The 16,169-nt window shown below is 66.6% G+C and carries 15 protein-coding genes; 12 read left to right on the top strand and 3 right to left on the bottom strand.

What is annotated here, in order from left to right; all coding sequences use genetic code 11:
- Both secF and HCU76_RS13275 read left to right on the top strand, forming a co-directional pair.
- Window positions 1-954, top strand: a complete 954-nt coding sequence (gene secF / locus HCU76_RS13280) for a protein translocase subunit SecF (protein ID WP_213959388.1) — start codon at window positions 1-3, stop codon at window positions 952-954.
- A 111-nt stretch (window positions 955-1,065) separates the two neighbouring features.
- Entirely contained in the window at window positions 1,066-3,672 is a 2,607-nt protein-coding gene (locus tag HCU76_RS13275; protein ID WP_218509562.1) for a DUF1631 family protein, read from the top strand.
- Window positions 3,673-3,780: 108 nt separating this feature from the next.
- Here HCU76_RS13275 and HCU76_RS13270 read toward each other — a convergent pair whose 3' ends face one another.
- The 3 genes from HCU76_RS13270 to HCU76_RS13260 all read right to left on the bottom strand — a co-directional run bounded on the left by HCU76_RS13270 (window position 3,781) and on the right by HCU76_RS13260 (window position 6,701).
- On the bottom strand, window positions 3,781-4,296 hold the full coding sequence (locus HCU76_RS13270; protein ID WP_213959390.1) for a DUF494 family protein: 516 nt from the start codon (window positions 4,294-4,296) through the stop codon (window positions 3,781-3,783).
- A 79-nt stretch (window positions 4,297-4,375) separates the two neighbouring features.
- A complete protein-coding gene (dprA, locus tag HCU76_RS13265; RefSeq protein WP_218509561.1) occupies window positions 4,376-5,524 on the bottom strand; it encodes a DNA-processing protein DprA in 1,149 nt (382 codons plus the stop codon).
- A 25-nt stretch (window positions 5,525-5,549) separates the two neighbouring features.
- A complete protein-coding gene (locus HCU76_RS13260; protein ID WP_256354180.1) occupies window positions 5,550-6,701 on the bottom strand; it encodes a LysM peptidoglycan-binding domain-containing protein in 1,152 nt (383 codons plus the stop codon).
- A 304-nt stretch (window positions 6,702-7,005) separates the two neighbouring features.
- Here HCU76_RS13260 and def point away from each other — a divergent pair, with 304 nt between their 5' ends.
- The 10 genes from def (at window position 7,006) to HCU76_RS13210 (ending at window position 16,091) form a co-directional block, all read left to right on the top strand.
- The gene (gene def, locus HCU76_RS13255; RefSeq protein WP_213959392.1) at window positions 7,006-7,527 is read left to right on the top strand and encodes a peptide deformylase; all 522 of its coding nucleotides are present in this window, start codon (window positions 7,006-7,008) and stop codon (window positions 7,525-7,527) included.
- Window positions 7,524-8,036: a hypothetical protein gene (locus tag HCU76_RS13250; protein WP_256354159.1), complete on the top strand. Its 513-nt coding sequence runs from the start codon at window positions 7,524-7,526 to the stop codon at window positions 8,034-8,036. The genes def and HCU76_RS13250 overlap by 4 nt, the downstream gene beginning before the upstream one ends.
- Before the next feature lie 15 nt (window positions 8,037-8,051).
- A complete protein-coding gene (gene fmt, locus HCU76_RS13245) occupies window positions 8,052-9,008 on the top strand; it encodes a methionyl-tRNA formyltransferase (protein WP_218509560.1) in 957 nt (318 codons plus the stop codon).
- Window positions 9,009-9,068: 60 nt separating this feature from the next.
- Window positions 9,069-9,752 (top strand): AzlC family ABC transporter permease, encoded by a 684-nt coding sequence (locus tag HCU76_RS13240; protein WP_371319824.1) that lies wholly within the window; start codon window positions 9,069-9,071, stop codon window positions 9,750-9,752.
- A complete protein-coding gene (locus HCU76_RS13235) occupies window positions 9,749-10,090 on the top strand; it encodes an AzlD domain-containing protein (protein WP_218509558.1) in 342 nt (113 codons plus the stop codon). The genes HCU76_RS13240 and HCU76_RS13235 overlap by 4 nt, the downstream gene beginning before the upstream one ends.
- A gap of 90 nt (window positions 10,091-10,180) precedes the next feature.
- Window positions 10,181-11,374 carry a phosphoglycerate kinase gene (locus HCU76_RS13230; RefSeq protein ID WP_218509557.1) on the top strand — a complete coding sequence of 398 codons (1,194 nt, stop codon included), beginning with the start codon at window positions 10,181-10,183 and terminating at the stop codon, window positions 11,372-11,374.
- 99 nt (window positions 11,375-11,473) lie between these two features.
- Complete coding sequence (pyk, locus tag HCU76_RS13225; RefSeq protein WP_218509556.1) at window positions 11,474-12,922, top strand: pyruvate kinase; 1,449 nt, start codon at window positions 11,474-11,476, stop codon at window positions 12,920-12,922.
- Between the two features lie 102 nt (window positions 12,923-13,024).
- A complete protein-coding gene (locus HCU76_RS13220) occupies window positions 13,025-13,909 on the top strand; it encodes an alpha/beta hydrolase (protein WP_218509555.1) in 885 nt (294 codons plus the stop codon).
- 113 nt (window positions 13,910-14,022) lie between these two features.
- Complete coding sequence (gene fba / locus HCU76_RS13215) at window positions 14,023-15,087, top strand: class II fructose-bisphosphate aldolase (protein WP_213959399.1); 1,065 nt, start codon at window positions 14,023-14,025, stop codon at window positions 15,085-15,087.
- Window positions 15,088-15,185: 98 nt separating this feature from the next.
- A complete protein-coding gene (locus HCU76_RS13210; RefSeq protein ID WP_218509554.1) occupies window positions 15,186-16,091 on the top strand; it encodes a phosphoribosylaminoimidazolesuccinocarboxamide synthase in 906 nt (301 codons plus the stop codon).
- Window positions 16,092-16,169 lie beyond the last annotated feature (78 nt).

The raw sequence follows: 16,169 nt of genomic DNA, 5'->3' as shown, positions 1-16,169 counted from the left end.
ATGGAGTTTTTCCGAATCCACAAGACGATCCCGTTCATGCGCCATGCGCTGGTGCTGAACGCGGTGTCCTTCATCACTTTCGCGCTGGCAGTGTTCTTCCTGTTCCACCGCGGCTTGCACCTGTCGGTGGAGTTCACCGGCGGCACGGTGATGGAGGTGGCCTACAAGCAATCGGCCGACGTCGGCAAGGTACGCGAGACCATCGCCAAGCTCGGCTACGCCGATGTGCAGGTGCAGAACTTCGGCACCTCGCGCGACGTGCAGATCCGCCTGCCGGTGCAAAAGGGCATGAGCTCGGCCCAGCAGAGCGAGCAGGTCATGGGCGCACTGAAGGCGAGCGACCCCGAGGTCGAGTTGCGCGGCAATGAATTCGTCGGCCCGCAGGTCGGCGACGAACTGACCACCAACGGGCTCAAGGCGCTCGGCATGGTGGTGGTCGGCATCATGATCTACCTGGCCTTCCGCTTCGAGTGGAAGTTCGCACTGGCGACGGTGCTGGCCAACATGCATGACGTGGTCATCATCCTGGGCTTCTTCGCCTTCTTCCAGTGGGAGTTTTCGCTGGCGGTGCTGGCGGCGGTGCTGGCGGTGCTGGGCTATTCGGTGAACGAATCGGTCGTGATCTTCGACCGCGTGCGCGAGAACTTCCGGCGCTACCGCAAGCTGAACACGCACGAGATCATCGACAACGCGATCACGTCCACCATCAGCCGGACCATCATCACCCACGGCTGCACGCAGCTGGTGGTGCTGTCGATGTTCTTCTTCGGCGGCCCGACGCTGCACTACTTCGCGCTGGCGCTGACCATCGGCATCTGCTTCGGCATCTATTCGTCGGCCTTCGTGGCGGCGGCCATCGCGATGTGGCTCGGTGTCAAGCGCGAGGACCTGGTCAAGGGTCCGGTCAAGCGCGATGGCGATCCGGACGATCCGAACGCCGGTGCCGTGGTGTGATTCAATTGCTGAAAATTGCGGGTTGGCGAGCATGCAACGGGTCTTGTGTCAAAAGGCTTCCCGATGCAAGCTCGGTGATCGCCAAAGTTCCCGAGCCGTCCTGATCTATTCATGAGCACCCAGCGGTCCCACGTCGCCTCCTTGCAGCTAGCCCGTGAGGCCCGCGAGCGTTTCGTGACCGCCACCGGCGGCGTGATCGCGCCGTCCGCGCATGCGATCCGGGAGCGCCTGACGTCGCTCTCGCAGGCCGTCGGCAATGCCCGCGAGATGCAGGAGCACCGAGACGACTTCCTGACCTTCCGGACCAAGGAATCGAACTGGGTTTCGCTGGCGCAGGACAGCTGGCGCAAGGCCTTGGCCCAAGTGGCCACCAGCACCGGCAATTCGCACAATTCCTTGTCCTCGCTCGAACTCATCGGCGACGAGGTGGTGGAAAACAACATCCTGTCCTCACGGCTGGCACTGGTGATCCAGGACAAGGCCAGCTTCGAGCTGAACGACCTGCGCCTGCGCATCCAGTACCTGGAAGGCACCACCGAACTCGATTCCAAGGACGTGCTGCGCCCCGAGTCGCTGGCCAAGATGCTGGTCGAGCAATGGCTGGCCGCCGGGCTCAGCCGGCAGCTCTGGACCAAGGTGCAGGAGGTTGTCCATACTCGTTTGCTGGAAGTGGTGGTCAGTGCTTATCACGACGCCAATGCATTCCTGATCTCCAAGGGCGTGATGCCCGAGATCGACCTCAAGAATTTCGTCAAGCGCACCGGCGCCGCGACCAACTCCGGTGCGCTCGGCGGCAGCTTCGCCCATGAAGCAGGCAGCCATGCGCACACGGGTGGCGGCGGATTTGGCGGCGGCGCAGCAGGCGGATTCGCTGGCGGCGTGCAAGGCGGTGGCGTGCAAGGTGGTGGCCTGCAACGTGGGGGCGGAGGCGGCGGCTATGCCGGCGGCTTCGGCATTCCCCCCGGCAGCTTTGCGCCTGCGGCGATCGGCGTGGTGCAGGGCGGCGGCGCGGGTGGCGGCAATGGAAGCGGCGGCAGTTCCAGCGGTCGCGGCTATGGCGGCGCAGGCCTGCCCGGCATGGATGGCGCGGGTGGATCGCCCTTTTTTGTAGCGCGCCAGCGCGCCCAGGGCGTGCTGCTGAATCTGAAGCGCTTCGTCACGGCGCGCATCGGCGGTGAAACCGTGGCCCAGCGCGGCGGCGCGATGGGCGGCGGGGTCGGCGCCACTGGCGTGGGCGTCCGGTCGTCGGGCGGTGGCGGTGGTGGCGGCGGCGCCGGTGGTGTCGGCGGCGGGATGGCCGGCGGTGTCAGTGGCGGCGTCGGCGGCGCAGCCTTTGCCGCGGCCATCGCGGATGCGGAGGCGGCCTATCAGATTGCCGCATCGCAATACCTGCTGGCCGCCGACGAAGCGACGGCCGTGCAGCAGACCGCCGTCGACCTGCGCCGGCGCAGTGCCGAACTGAAGAAGAAAGCGCCGACCACCGCCGACAAGGCCACGGTCGAGATCGTGGCGCTGATGTTCCAGGCCATCCTGGCCGAAGAACGCATTCCGTTTTCGGCGCGCGTGTGGTTCGCGCGCCTGCAAATGCCCGTGCTGCGCGTGGCGATTGCCGAGCCCGAGTTCTTCGGCACCCTGCAGCATCCCGCGCGCATGCTGATCGACCGCATGGGCTCCTGCGTCATGGGCTTCGACGCGGCCGCCATCTCGGGCAGCGCGCTCGAAGGCGAAATCCGCCGCGTCGTTCAGGTCATCGAGCAATACCCGGAAACCGGCCAGCGGGTGTTCAAGCTGGTGTTCGACGAGTTCGTCGCATTCCTGAACAAGTACCTGACGCAGAGCGATGCCACCCAGCGCCTCATGAGCGTCGCGCAGCAGGTCGAGCAGAAGGAAACGATGGCGATCCAGTACACCATCGAGCTGCGCAAGATGCTCAACGACATGCCGGTGCGCGAGGAGATCCGCGAGTTCCTGTTCAAGGTCTGGGCCGAGGTGCTGGCCATCGCCGCGCTGCGCTACGGCGGGCAGGACGAACAGACCGTGACACTCAAGCGCGCGGCCTCCGAACTGGTCTGGGCCGCCAGCGCCAAGCCCAACCGCAACGACCGAACCCGCGTGATCCAGGATCTGCCGAAGCTGCTGCAGCGCCTGCGCGCCGGCATGACGCTGCTGGGCATCGTGGGCGAGCCGCAGGAAGTGCACATCAAGATCATCGGCGACACGCTGGCCGACGCCTTCATGTCGAAGACCGAAGCCATTCCCGCCGCGCAGATCGAAGCCATGGCCAAGCGCCTGGCCAACCTGGAAGACTTCGTCACCGACGAGGCGGGGGATGTCTCGGGTGAGCTGCCGATCGACGCCGGCAGCATCGAACTGTTGCTCGGCGTGGACGCCGCGTCGATCGAGGTCATTCCGAACGCGGGCACCAAGGTCAGCGAAGACATGCTGGCCTGGGCGCATGAGCTCCAGGTGGGCACCTGGTTCATGCTCGACCACAACGGCCATGTGAGCCAGGTTCAATTCGTCTGGCGCAGCGACCGCAAACAGCTGCACCTGTTCGCCGCGACCCACGGGCGCAACTTCCTGATCCAGGCCGGGCGACTCGCTTCCTACCTGCAAGCCGGCCTGCTGGTGCCGGCCGAAGAGGAAACGCTCACCGTGCGCGCCACGCGCGAAGCGTTGGCCAAGCTCGACGCGAACCCCGAACGCTTGCTGAACTAGAACCAGAGGCCACGACGGCCGCGAAACCGGCTTCGCGGGGCTGCGCGCGGGGGGTGCTTCGCCGACCTCGGGCGCAGCAGCCTTTCGGCGCCTGCGGGCCCGCAACGCTCAATGCGCCACGCGCCCGGCGCGGGTTTCGCAGAGTTCGTCGAGCACCAGGGCGTCGGGCTCGATGCCGGTGCTCCAGTGCACCATCAGCACGATGATCTTCAACTCGTCGAGCGCCACCGGGTCACCCGGCGCCGCCATGGCGCGCTCGATGACGATCTCGCGCAAGCCGCCGTCAAGCACCTTCGAGGCTTCGAGGAAGTTGATGAAGCCCAGGCATTCGGCGCCCAGGTGGTCCTGCTCGGCGCCCGAGTAGACGCGCATCGCGTAGGCCGATTGGGGCAGGGCGGCCTCATCCGGGGCGCGCAGGGTGACGGTGGCTGTGCTGCCGTCACCCTCGAACTTCAATTGGGCGCCCCGTGTGGCGAGGCTCAAACCGTCCAGCCATTGGAGCGCATCGCGGATCTCATCGTGGTCGAAGCCGTGGGCGCTGAGCTTGCGGCCCAGTTGCTCGGGTTCGGGGCACGCGTCGCCGCGCCAGTAGTTTTCATAGACGAATACGAGCACTTCGAACATGCCCCAATATAGCCCAGCCGCCCGAAATGGCGTATGAAATGTGTCATCCGGCGCCGAAGGGGCTTCGGCATGGGCTCATTCACGCCGAAGCGATGCGCTGGAACAGGCCGCCCGGGAGCCGCGCCACATGGCCGTCCAGTTCGAGTTCCAGGAACTTGACCTGCAGGTCGGCCGCGCTCCAGCCGGTGCGCGCGGAGAGTGCGTCCAGGCTCACGGGATCGTGTCCGAGCGCTTCGAGCAGCGGGCTTTCAGGCGTTCCGGTGCCGGAGACCCCCGCAGATGCCGCGCCGGCGCCTGCCGAATTCATGGCCTCCGGGAAGCGCAGTTCCTCCAGGATGTCCTGCACCGATTCGACCAGCTTGGCCCCCTGCCGGATCAGCGCGTGGCAACCGCGGGATTGCGGCGCATGGATCGAACCCGGGATTGCGAACACTTCCTTGCCCTGCTCGACCGCCTGCCGCGCGGTGATCAGCGAGCCGGATTGCAACGCAGCCTCGACCACCAGCGTGCCTTGAGACAGCCCGGCGATGAGCCGGTTGCGCTTGGGGAAGTTCTGGGTGAGCGGCGGCGTGCCCAGCGGGAACTCGCTGACGAGCATGCCCTGCCCGACGATGCGGCGCGCCAGGTCGCGGTGGCGCGCGGGATAGACGCGGTCGAGTCCTGTGCCGACGAAGGCGATCGTCGCCAGCCGCTGTGCGCTGCCGGCAGCGTCCAGTGCACCTTGATGCGCCGCGCCATCGATGCCGAGTGCCAGGCCCGACACGACCACGATGTGCGCTTCACCCAGCGCCTGCGCAAAGGCTCGTGCATTTGAAAGCCCTTGCGGCGTCGGGTTGCGACTGCCCACCATCGCCAGGCTGCGATCGACCTGTGCCAGGTCGAACCCTGGGGCGCCAAGCGTGTAGAGCATCAAGGGCGGGTCGGGCATCTGCAGCAGCCCGGCCGGATAGCCGGCATCGGCGAGGGTCAGCACCCGGCGCGCGGCGCCGGTGGCGTCACTGCCGTGCAGCCACTGCCATGTCTCTTCCACGAGGGCTTCGAGACCGGCGGGCGGTTGCCGGAGCGTGGCAACGGTGCCTTCGGGCACGATCTGGCCAAGCGCGGCCGGCGTTTGCCGGAACACGTCGCCGGGCAACCCGAAGGCGCCCAGCAACTTGCGCGCGGTGATGTCGCCGACGCCCGGCGTGAGGGTCAGCCGCAGCCAGCCCGCGAGTTCTTCACGTTCCACTCCCTACCCACTCCCCTGTTGTTTTTCAGGGGTTGATGAGCAAATCCCCTGCCTTCGGAGTGTCGCTGATCTCGAGCACCAGGGCGTACGACACCTTTTCGAACGGACGGAACACCATCAGCAGCCCGATGCGTTCGTTTGGCAGCTTGAGTGTGTCCTTGTTGCCGTTGGTGCGGTCGACGATCGTCTCGCCATTCTTCAGGATGGCCAGCACGTTGCCGGTTTCGATGCCGTCGCGGGTGCCCTTGTTGATGGACACCACCTGGTTCTGCGCCGCGAACTGCACGGCGTTACCGTAGACGGAAATGATGCGGCCGTTGGTGATGGTGCCCGCGGGCGCACGCGGCGCGTAGCTCAGCAACTGGCGCGGTGGTTCGGGCAGCAGGCGGTCGCCGGCGCGGATTTCCTCCTTGGCCGCCACCACGTCGACGGTGGCAGGCACCACGTTGGTGACCTCCTTGCCATCCTGCATCATGGTTTCGGTCGTCTCGCTGCGCTGCAGCTGGACCTTGCCGAGGTACTGCGCCTCGTAGCCGAGGATTTCGGCAGTGGCCGGGTCCTTCAGCGGCGTGGCATTGCGGAACACGCGGTACTGGTTGATCGGACCGGGCTTCTCGATCAGTGGCGCATTGGCTTCGCCGCGCGCATAGGCCCGATCACCCCGGGACAGCAGCACGTGGTTGTCGTTGCCGGCCACGATGCGGGGCGCGAACTTGACGGTGTCCTCGTCCACCACGATCGGCTCGGTGAGGAAGGGCTCGATCAGCGCCGCGTTCAGCGTCGGCAACGCCATGCCGGACAGCGATTCAGTGCGGGTGTGCGGCGACAGCTTGATCGTGCCCTCGGGCGCGCCGGTGCCGCGGCGGGTGCTCAGGCGGGCGCGGCCGCCCGTCTTGTCGAGGTACAGCACCTGGCCCGGATAGATCAGGTGCGGGTTGCGGATGTCGTTGAGGTTCATGCCCCACAACTCCGGCCAGCGCCACGGCGTGCGCAGGTACATGCGCGAAATCGCCCAGAGCGTGTCGCCGCGCTTGACGGTGTATTCGTCCGGCGCGTTGGGCGCCAGTTCGCTCACCGGAATGCCGGTTTGCGCCGTCTGCTGGGCGGTGGCGCGTTGCGTCGGCGTGACCGGATAGGTTTGCGCCGAGGCCACCGTGGCAGAGCCGAACAGTGTCATGGCCGCGAGCGAGGTGATGGCCCCCAGGACCGGGCGGCGCCCGGCCCGCCCCCGCTGGGAGATTGAGTCGAGCTGGCAAAGCCACATCGACGCAAGAATGGTCGGACGCAAGCCGGCGATGGTTCGGAATGTTTTCATGAGTTGGATGGTGTGCACACACTACCGCCACGAACAGCGGAAACGAATCCTCACAATTTGCAACGAATTTTGCGCTGAAGCCCTGGAGAGGGCAACGTTTATCCCTTTTGGTGTCCGCGAGGCGTCGCGGAATTGGCGAAAATAGCCACAACTTTCCCACGCTTTCATGGCCAAACGACCCATTCTGAGTTTTCCCGACAAACGTCTGCACACCATTGCCAAGCCGGTGCAGGGCGTGGACGCCCGCATCAAGACCTTGGTGGCCGATATGCTGGAAACCATGTACGACGCCCAGGGCATCGGCTTGGCGGCCACCCAGGTCGACGTCCACGAACGTCTTGTGGTGATTGACGTTTCGGAGGAGCGTAACGCCCCGCTGATATTGATCAACCCCGAAATCGTGTGGGCCAGTGACGAGAAAGTGATGAACGAAGAGGGCTGTTTGTCGGTCCCGGGCATCTACGACGGGGTCGAACGGTCCACCTCCGTGCGCTGCACGGCCCTCGACCTGGATGGCGAACCGCGCACGATCGAGGCCGACGGCCTGCTGGCGGTCTGCATCCAGCACGAACTCGACCACCTGCTGGGCAAGGTGTTCGTCGAATACCTGTCGCCGCTGAAACGCAACCGGATCAAGAGCAAGCTGCTGAAGCAACAACGCGAAGATCAGCGCGAAGGGCGGGGATGAGCATGCTTCGCTGTCGGCAGGGCCTGGCTGCGGGGCTGGCGGCGCTTGTTCTGGTGGGCAGCCTGACGGGATGCGCTGGCGAGCCGACCCGCCTTCCGCTCGACAGCACCCGGGCAGAGACGCTCCAGCGCCTGGGCCCGCCCACCGCGACGTATGCGCTCGCTGACGGCGGAGAGCGCTTGCAGTATTCGCGCGCGCCGGCTGGCTTCGAAGTCAACAACGTCGACCTGGACAAAGCCGGCCGGGTCGTGTCCATCCGGCAGGAACTCGACGAGGGCTTGTTCGGCAACACCATCCAGCCCGGCGCCTGGCGCGAGCCCGACGTGCTGCGCACCTACGGCCGGCCGTTCGAGATCAGCCGGGTGACTTCTTTCGATGGCGACGTCTGGACCTGGCGCTACAAGTGGCACAACACGATTCGCCTGCTGTACCTGTATGTGGATCCGCAAGGCGTGGTTGACCATTACAACGTCGGCGACGACCTGTCGCTCGAGCGCCGGATCCGCTGAACCTGCGAGCACCCCTTGAGAATTGTCTTTGCGGGCACTCCCGCCTTTGCCGCGACCGCGCTGGCCCGGCTCGACGTCGCCGGCGTTGAAATCGTCTTGGTGCTGACCCAGCCCGACCGTCCCGCAGGCCGCGGCCTCAAGTTGCAGGCCTCGCCGGTCAAGACGCTGGCCTTGCTGCGCGGGTGGCGCGTGGCGCAACCGCGCAGCCTGCGCCTGGACGGCAAGTACCCGGACGACGCGGCCGCCGCGCGCGAAGCCTTGCTGGCCGCCAACGCAGATGCGATGGTGGTGGCCGCCTACGGCCTGATCCTGCCGCAGTGGGTGCTCGACCTGCCACGGCTCGGCTGCCTCAACATCCATGCCAGCCTGCTGCCGCGCTGGCGCGGGGCCGCGCCGATCCATCGTGCGATCGAGGCCGGCGATGCGGAAACCGGCGTGACCATCATGCAGATGGACGCCGGGCTGGACACCGGCGACATGCTGCTGCGCGAGTCGCTCGCCATCGGCGACGACAGCACCGCGAAGCTGCACGACCGGCTGGCCGACATGGGTGGACGGTTTGTCGTCGACGCGTTGCGCCTGGCCGAAGCCGGCGGGTTGAAGCCGCAGCCCCAACCCGCCGAAGGCGTGACCTACGCCCACAAGGTCGAGAAACACGAAGCGAAGGTCGACTGGGGCCAGCCGGCCGAAGCGATCGTGCGCCGCATCCGCGCCTTCGACCCGTTTCCCGGTGCCACCGGCGAACTCAACGGCGAGATTGTCAAGCTGTGGGCGGCCCGCGTGGAGGCGGGGTCCACAGACGACCGGGCGCCCGGCACGATCCTGTCCGTTGCGCCTTCGGGCATTGCGGTCGCCGCGCGGGATTCGACCATCGTCCTCACCGAACTGCAGCGGCCCGGTGGCAAGCGCCTGCCGGCGGCGGAGTTCGTGCGCGGCTTCGGTGCGCAGCCGGGCCAGGTCTTCGGGCGCTGATCGTTGTTCTTCCTTCGCGCCGTCCGCAACCATCCGGCCTTCAAGGAAGGCGCCCGCCACATGGCGCCGCTGGCGCTCGGCATCTCGGCCTGGGGCCTGATGACGGGCGTGGCGATGGTGCAGTCGGGCATGAGCGTGTTCGAGGCGGTTGCCATGACGCTGCTGGTCTATGCGGGCAGTTCGCAGCTGGCGGCGATTCCCTTGCTCATGGCGGGCGCGCCGGGCTGGGTGATCCTGGCGACCGCCTTCTGCGTCAACCTGCGCTTCGTGGTGTTCAGCCTGCATCTGCGGCCCTACCTCATGCATTTGCCGCGCTGGCGCCGGCTGGTCAACGGCTACATGACGGCGGACCTCAGCTACGTGATGTTCACGCGGCGCTACCCGGAGCCCGCACAGGATGTGGCTGGGCGCCACGAGCAGGAGGCGTACCTGGCGGGCGGTTACTTCATCACGTGGGCGGCATGGATGGGACTGAGCCTGATCGGCGTGGCGCTCGCGAACTTCATTCCGCTGGCCTGGGGGCTGGGCTTCGCAGGTGTGTTGAGCCTGGTCGCCATCCTGTGCTCGATGGCGACCAGCAAGTTGCGCATGGTCGCGATCGGCATCGCCGGTGCGACCGCCGTGATGGCCTACAACCTGCCGCTCAAGCTCAACATCGTGGCCGGGATCGGCGTCGCGGTGCTGCTGTGCTTCTGGCTGGAGAAGCAGCTTGGGCTCGATCCGAACGAAGGGGATGAAAAATGACTGCAGGCGTCACCGACGGCTGGACGCTGCTGATCATCCTCGGTCTCGCAGCCATCAGCGTACTCACGCGCTGCTTCTTCTTCATCCTCGATCGGCCCTGGGGCTTGCCGCCCTGGGCGCATCGGGCGCTGCACTATGCGCCGGTGGCGGCGCTGGCGGCGGTGGTGATTCCCGAGATCGTGATGACGCAGGGCCACTTCATCGCGACGTGGCAGGACGCCCGGCTTTACGCCGCGGCTGCGGGTGCCGCGTACTACTTCAAGCGTCATGGCGTGCTTGGCACCATCGTGGCGGGCATGGTGGTCTACCTGCCGCTGCACCTGGGGTTGGGCTGGTAGCCGATACCGCAGTCCCGCCGTGCATCGAATTTGGGGGCGGCGTGCCAGTGCGTACAGGCAGCGTCATGTCGGACTCCTAGAATCAACCGCATGAACGTCATCCGCTTTACCGACCTGTGCGCCCAAGGCAAAGTTGCCGGCCAGCGCGTTTTCATTCGCGCCGATCTCAACGTGCCCCAAGACGACACCGGCCGCATCACCGAAGACACCCGCATCCGCGCCTCGGTGCCCTGCATCCAGCAGGCGCTGGCCGCAGGCGCAGCCGTCATGGTGACCTCGCACTTGGGCCGCCCGACCGAGGGCGAGTTCAAGCCCGAAGACTCCCTGGCGCCCGTCGCGGCGCGGCTGGCCGAACTCCTGGGCCGCGAGGTGCCGCTGGTGGCCAACTGGGTCGACGGCGTCGACGTCAAGCCGGGCAATGTCGTGCTGCTGGAGAACTGCCGCGTCAACAAGGGTGAGAAGAAGAACGACCCCGCGCTCGCGAAGAAGATGGCCGCGCTGTGCGACATCTACGTGAACGACGCCTTCGGCACCGCCCACCGAGCCGAAGGCACCACCTACGGCATCGCCGAGTACGCAAAGATCGCTTCGGCCGGCCCGCTGCTGGCGGCCGAGATCGACGCCATCACCCGCGCGCTGGCCACGCCCAAGCGGCCATTGGTCGCCATCGTTGCGGGCTCCAAGGTCAGTACCAAGCTCACCATCCTCAAGAGCCTGGCCGAGAAGGTCGACCAGCTCATCGTCGGCGGCGGCATCGCCAACACCTTCATGCTGGCTGCCGGCCTGCCGATCGGCAAGTCGCTCGCCGAGCCCGATCTGCTCGACCAGGCCAAGGCCGTCATCGAAGCCATGCGCGCGCGCGGCGCCGCCGTGCCGATCCCGGTCGACGTGGTCACGGCCAAGGCCTTCGCCGCCGATGCGCCCGCGACGGTCAAGGCCGCGACCGATGTGGCCGCCGACGACCTGATCCTCGACATCGGCCCGAAGACCGCCGCGCAACTGGCCGCGCAGTTGCGCGAAGCCGGCACCATCGTGTGGAACGGTCCGGTCGGCGTGTTCGAGTTCGATGCGTTCGCCAATGGCACCAAAGTCATTGCCGAAGCCATCGCGGACAGCCCCGCGTTCTCGATCGCCGGCGGCGGCGACACGCTGGCCGCGATTGCCAAGTACGGCATCGAATCGAAGGTCGGCTACATCTCGACCGGCGGCGGCGCCTTCCTCGAGATCCTCGAGGGCAAGACGCTGCCCGCATTCGAGATCCTGACCCGGCGCGCCGCACAGTGAGCCGCGCGAACTGACACCTGCGCGCCGGTCCCGAAGGCGGCGCGGTCGAATTCCTCGAAGATTCCCAAACCACAACAACCGCTTCTGGAGACAAGCCCCATGGACACCGTCCGCCTTCCCCGTCACGCCACCAAGATCGTCGCCACCCTCGGCCCGGCCTCCAACACGCTGGAGCTGCTCGAACAGATGATCCTGAACAAGGTCAGCGTGGTCAGGCTGAACTTCAGCCACGGCACGGCGCAGGATCACATCGACCGCGCGGCCATGGTGCGCGAAGCCGCGCGCCGCACCGGCCGCGAGGTGGCGATCATGGCCGACCTGCAGGGCCCGAAGATCCGCGTCGGCAAGTTCGCGGAAGGCAAGGTCTGGCTGGAGCCCGGTGCGAAGTTCGTGCTCGACGCGGCACGCACCGAACTCGGTGACATCAATGGCGTAGGCCTCGACTACAAGGACCTGCCGCGCGACGTGAAGGCCGGCGACAGGCTGCTGCTGAACGACGGCCTGATCGTGCTGACGGTCGATGCGGTCAAGGGCGAGACCGTGCTGACCACCGTCAAGCTCGGCGGCGAGTTGTCCAACAACAAGGGCATCAACAAGCAGGGCGGCGGCCTCACCGCGCCGGCGCTCACCGGTAAAGACATGGAAGACATCAAGACCGCGATGAGCTTCAAGGCCGACTACGTGGCGGTGAGCTTTCCGAAGAACGCGACCGACATGGAAATGGCGCGCCAGCTCTGCAACGTGGCCGCGGCGGAGCATGGCCACAAGCCGGGCCTCATCGCCAAGATCGAGCGCGCCGAGGCGATTCCCAAGCTGGAGGAAATCATCCGCGCCAGCGACGGCATCATGGTGGCGCGCGGCGACCTGGCCGTGGAAGTGGGCAACGCGGCCGTGCCGGCGCTGCAGAAGAAGATGATCCGCATGGCGCGCGAGATGGACCGCGTGGTCATCACCGCCACGCAGATGATGGAGTCGATGATCACCAACCCGGTGCCGACCCGCGCCGAGGTCAGCGACGTGGCCAACGCCGTGCTCGACGGCACCGACGCCGTGATGCTCTCGGCCGAGACCGCCTCGGGCCGCTACCCGCTCGAGACGGTGCAGGAAATGAGCCGCATCTGCGAAGCCGCCGAAGCGGCCGAGGACAAGACGCTCGACACCGACTTCAGCGGCCACACCTACAACCGCATCGACCAGTCGATCGCGATGGGCGCGCTGTTCACGGCGCATCACCTGGGCGCCAAGGCGATCGTCGCGATGACCGAATCGGGCTCGACGCCGCTGTGGATGAGCCGGCATGCCGCGCATATCCCGGTCTACGCGCTGACCTCGCGCCTCGCCACGCAGCGCAAGATGGCGCTCTACCGCAACGTGCGCCCGTTGTTGATGGATTCGCAAAGCGACCGCGACACCGCCCTCGAACAGGCCGAGGCGCACCTGAAGAAGCGCGGCATCGTGCAGAGCGGCGACGTCTACGCGATCACCTGCGGCGAGCCGATGGGCGCGCCCGGGGGCACCAACATGCTGAAGATCTGCCGGGCTACCTGACCGGGGCGTGAAGGGCCGGTTGATTGCGCTCGATCACCCGACTCATTCAGGCTGTGGCCCGGACTCGCGAATCCATGTCGCGCTGTCCGGCGTATTGAAGCCATGACTCACGCTCCCTTCGTGCGCCGTGCCGCGTTGTTCGTTGCCGCCATTGGCGCCGCGCTGCTGTCGGCCTGCTCGCCCGCCAGGCTGCTGGACCGAGCAGTGCCGCAGGACACCTACGATTTCGAGGGCGACGTGGCCTATGGCCCGGCGCCACGACAGAGGCTGGACGTGTTCCGGCCGCTGCCAGCCGCATTGCCGGCAGCGGGGCGACGGCCCCTCGTGGTGTTCTTCTTCGGCGGCGCCTGGACCACCGGCGACCGGGCCGGCTTCCGCTTCGTCGGCGAAGCGCTGGCGTCGCGCGGGGCGGTGGTTGTGCTGCCCGACTACGGGCTGTCGCCCGCGTTCAGGTATCCCGTGTTCGTGCAGGACAGCGCGCTAGCCGTCAAATGGGCGCTCGACAACGCGGCGCGCCTCGGCGCCGATCCGAAGCAGGTCTATGTGATGGGCCACAGCGCGGGCGGTTACAACGCGGCGATGGTGGCACTGGACGATCGCTGGCTCGGCGCGGTCGGCACGAGCCCGAAGCAACTCGCCGGCTGGATCGGCCTGGCCGGCCCCTACGATTTCCTGCCCATCGAGAACCCCGACGCCAGGATCGCCTTCGACTGGCCCGCCACGCAGCCCGAGTCGCAGCCCATTGGCCATGTCTCGGCCGCGGCGCCACGCACGTTGCTCATGGCGGTGAGCAAGGACACGCTGGTCAATCCGGTCCGCAACACCCGGCAAATGGCCGAGCGGCTGCGCGCCGCGGGCGTCGACGTAGAGGTGCGCGAGTTCGACAACCTGGGCCACGTGACACTGATTGCCGCGGTTGCGAAGCCGCTCCGGTGGCTGGGTGGCCCGGTTCTGCCGCCGATCGTGAAATTCCTCGGGTTGCCGTAGGCGCACATCGACGCGTGTGTGGTCAATGCCCGCCGCTGCGCCGGGAGGGCGTCGATAGAATCAGCGGCTGTACTTTTTCCTGATCCCCCTAACACATATCGCGAGGCAACCCCATGGCACTTGTATCGATGCGCGAGCTGCTGGACCACGCAGCCGCTAACGGCTACGGCATTCCGGCATTCAACGTCAACAACCTCGAGCAGGTCCAGGCCGTCATGGAAGCGGCCAAGGAAGTCGGCGCTCCCGTCATCCTGCAAGCCAGCGCCGGCGCCCGCAAATACGCTGGCGAGGCGTTCATCAAGCACCTGATCCAGGCGGCCATCGAGGCCTACCCCACCGTACCGCTGGTCATGCACCAGGACCACGGCCAGAGCCCCGAGGTCTGCAAGGGCGCCATCGACCTGGGCTTCAGCTCGGTGATGATGGACGGCTCGCTCGAAGCCGACGGCAAGACCATCGCCAGCTACGAATACAACGTCGAGACCACCAAGAAGGTGTCCGACATGGCGCACCGTGTGGGCGTGACCGTCGAAGGTGAACTCGGCTGCCTCGGCTCGCTGGAAACCATGAAGGGCGACAAGGAAGACGGCCACGGCACCGACGCCACCATGACGCGCGAGCAACTGCTGACCGACCCCGAGCAGGCGGCCGACTTCGTCAAGCGCACGCAGATCGACGCGCTGGCCATCGCCATCGGTACCAGCCATGGCGCCTACAAGTTCACGCGCAAGCCCACTGGCGACATCCTGGCAATCGACCGCATCAAGGAAATCCACCGCCGCATTCCCAACACCCACCTGGTGATGCACGGTTCGTCGAGCGTGCCGCAGGACTTGCTGGCGATCATCCGCCAGTACGGCGGCGCGATGAAGGAGACCTTCGGCGTGCCGGTCGAGGAAATCCAGGAAGCCATCAAGCACGGCGTGCGCAAGATCAACATCGACACCGACATCCGCCTGGCCATGACTGCCGCGGTGCGCAAGTTCCTGTTCGAGAACCCCGAGAAGTTCGACGCCCGTGAATGGCTCAAGCCCGCGCGCGAAGCCGCCAGGCAGATCTGCAAGCAACGCTACATCGAGTTCGGCTGCGAAGGCCAGGGCGCGAAGATCAAGGGCGACAACCTGCAGATCGTCGCCGCCCGGTACGCCAAGGGGGAACTCGCGCAAGCGGTGGTCTGATCCCCGCCCGGACGCGATGCAGGCCACCGTTCGCGGTGGCTTTTTTCTGCGCGCACAATCGACACCCCCCGCTTCGTTTTCCATATCGCTACCAGCCCATGACGACCGTCCACACGTCCTCCATCAAGAGCCTGCCCCTGCTTGCGCGCGGCAAGGTGCGCGACAACTACACCGTCGGCGACGATCGCATCCTGATGGTGGCGAGCGACCGGCTGAGCGCCTTCGACGTGATCATGGGCGAGCCGATCCCCGGCAAGGGCGAGATCCTCACGCAGATGGCGCTGTGGTGGTTCGACCGCCTCGGCCACATCTGCCCGAACCACCTGACCGGCGATGCGCCCGAGAGCGCCGTCCAGCCCGACGAAGTGGCGCAGGTCGCAGGCCGCTCGATGCTCGTCAAGCGCCTGAAGCCGATCCCGGTCGAGGCCGTGGTGCGCGGCTACCTGGCCGGCAGCGGCTGGAAGGAATATCAAGAGAACCGTGCCGTCTGCGGCGTGCCGCTGCCCGAAGGCCTCACCAACGCAAGCAAGCTGCCGTTGCCGATCTTCACGCCTGCGGCCAAGGCGGCGGCCGGCGAACATGACGAGAACATCAGCTATGACCGCGTGGTGGAAATCGTCGGCCCCGCGCTGGCCCAGCAGATCCGCGAGACCAGCATCCAGCTCTACGAGACCGCCGCCGAGATCGCGCTGGGCCAGGGGATGATCATTGCCGACACCAAGTTCGAGTTCGGCCTCGACGAAGCCGGCACGCTGGTGCTGATGGACGAGGTGCTGACGCCCGACAGCTCGCGCTACTGGCCCGTCGAAGGCTACGAGGAGGCGCTGCGCACGGGCGCGAATCCGCCAAGCTACGACAAGCAGTTCGTGCGCGACTGGCTGGAGGCCACCAAGATCAACGGCAAGCCCTGGGACAAGACGCCGCCCGCGCCGCGACTGCCTGCCGACGTGATCCAGAAGACCGCCGCCAAGTACCGCGAGGCTCTGGAGCGGCTGACCGGATAAGCCAACAGTTTCCGGCCGCCGAGTCAATGTGAATAAGTCACAAATGCTGCGGCAATAGTCCCCACCTGCCAGCGTACA

The sequence above is a fragment of the Variovorax sp. dw_308 genome, assembly GCF_019207085.1.
Classification (GTDB): Bacteria; Pseudomonadota; Gammaproteobacteria; order Burkholderiales; family Burkholderiaceae_C; genus Variovorax.
This window is presented reverse-complemented; position numbering and strand designations above follow the sequence as displayed.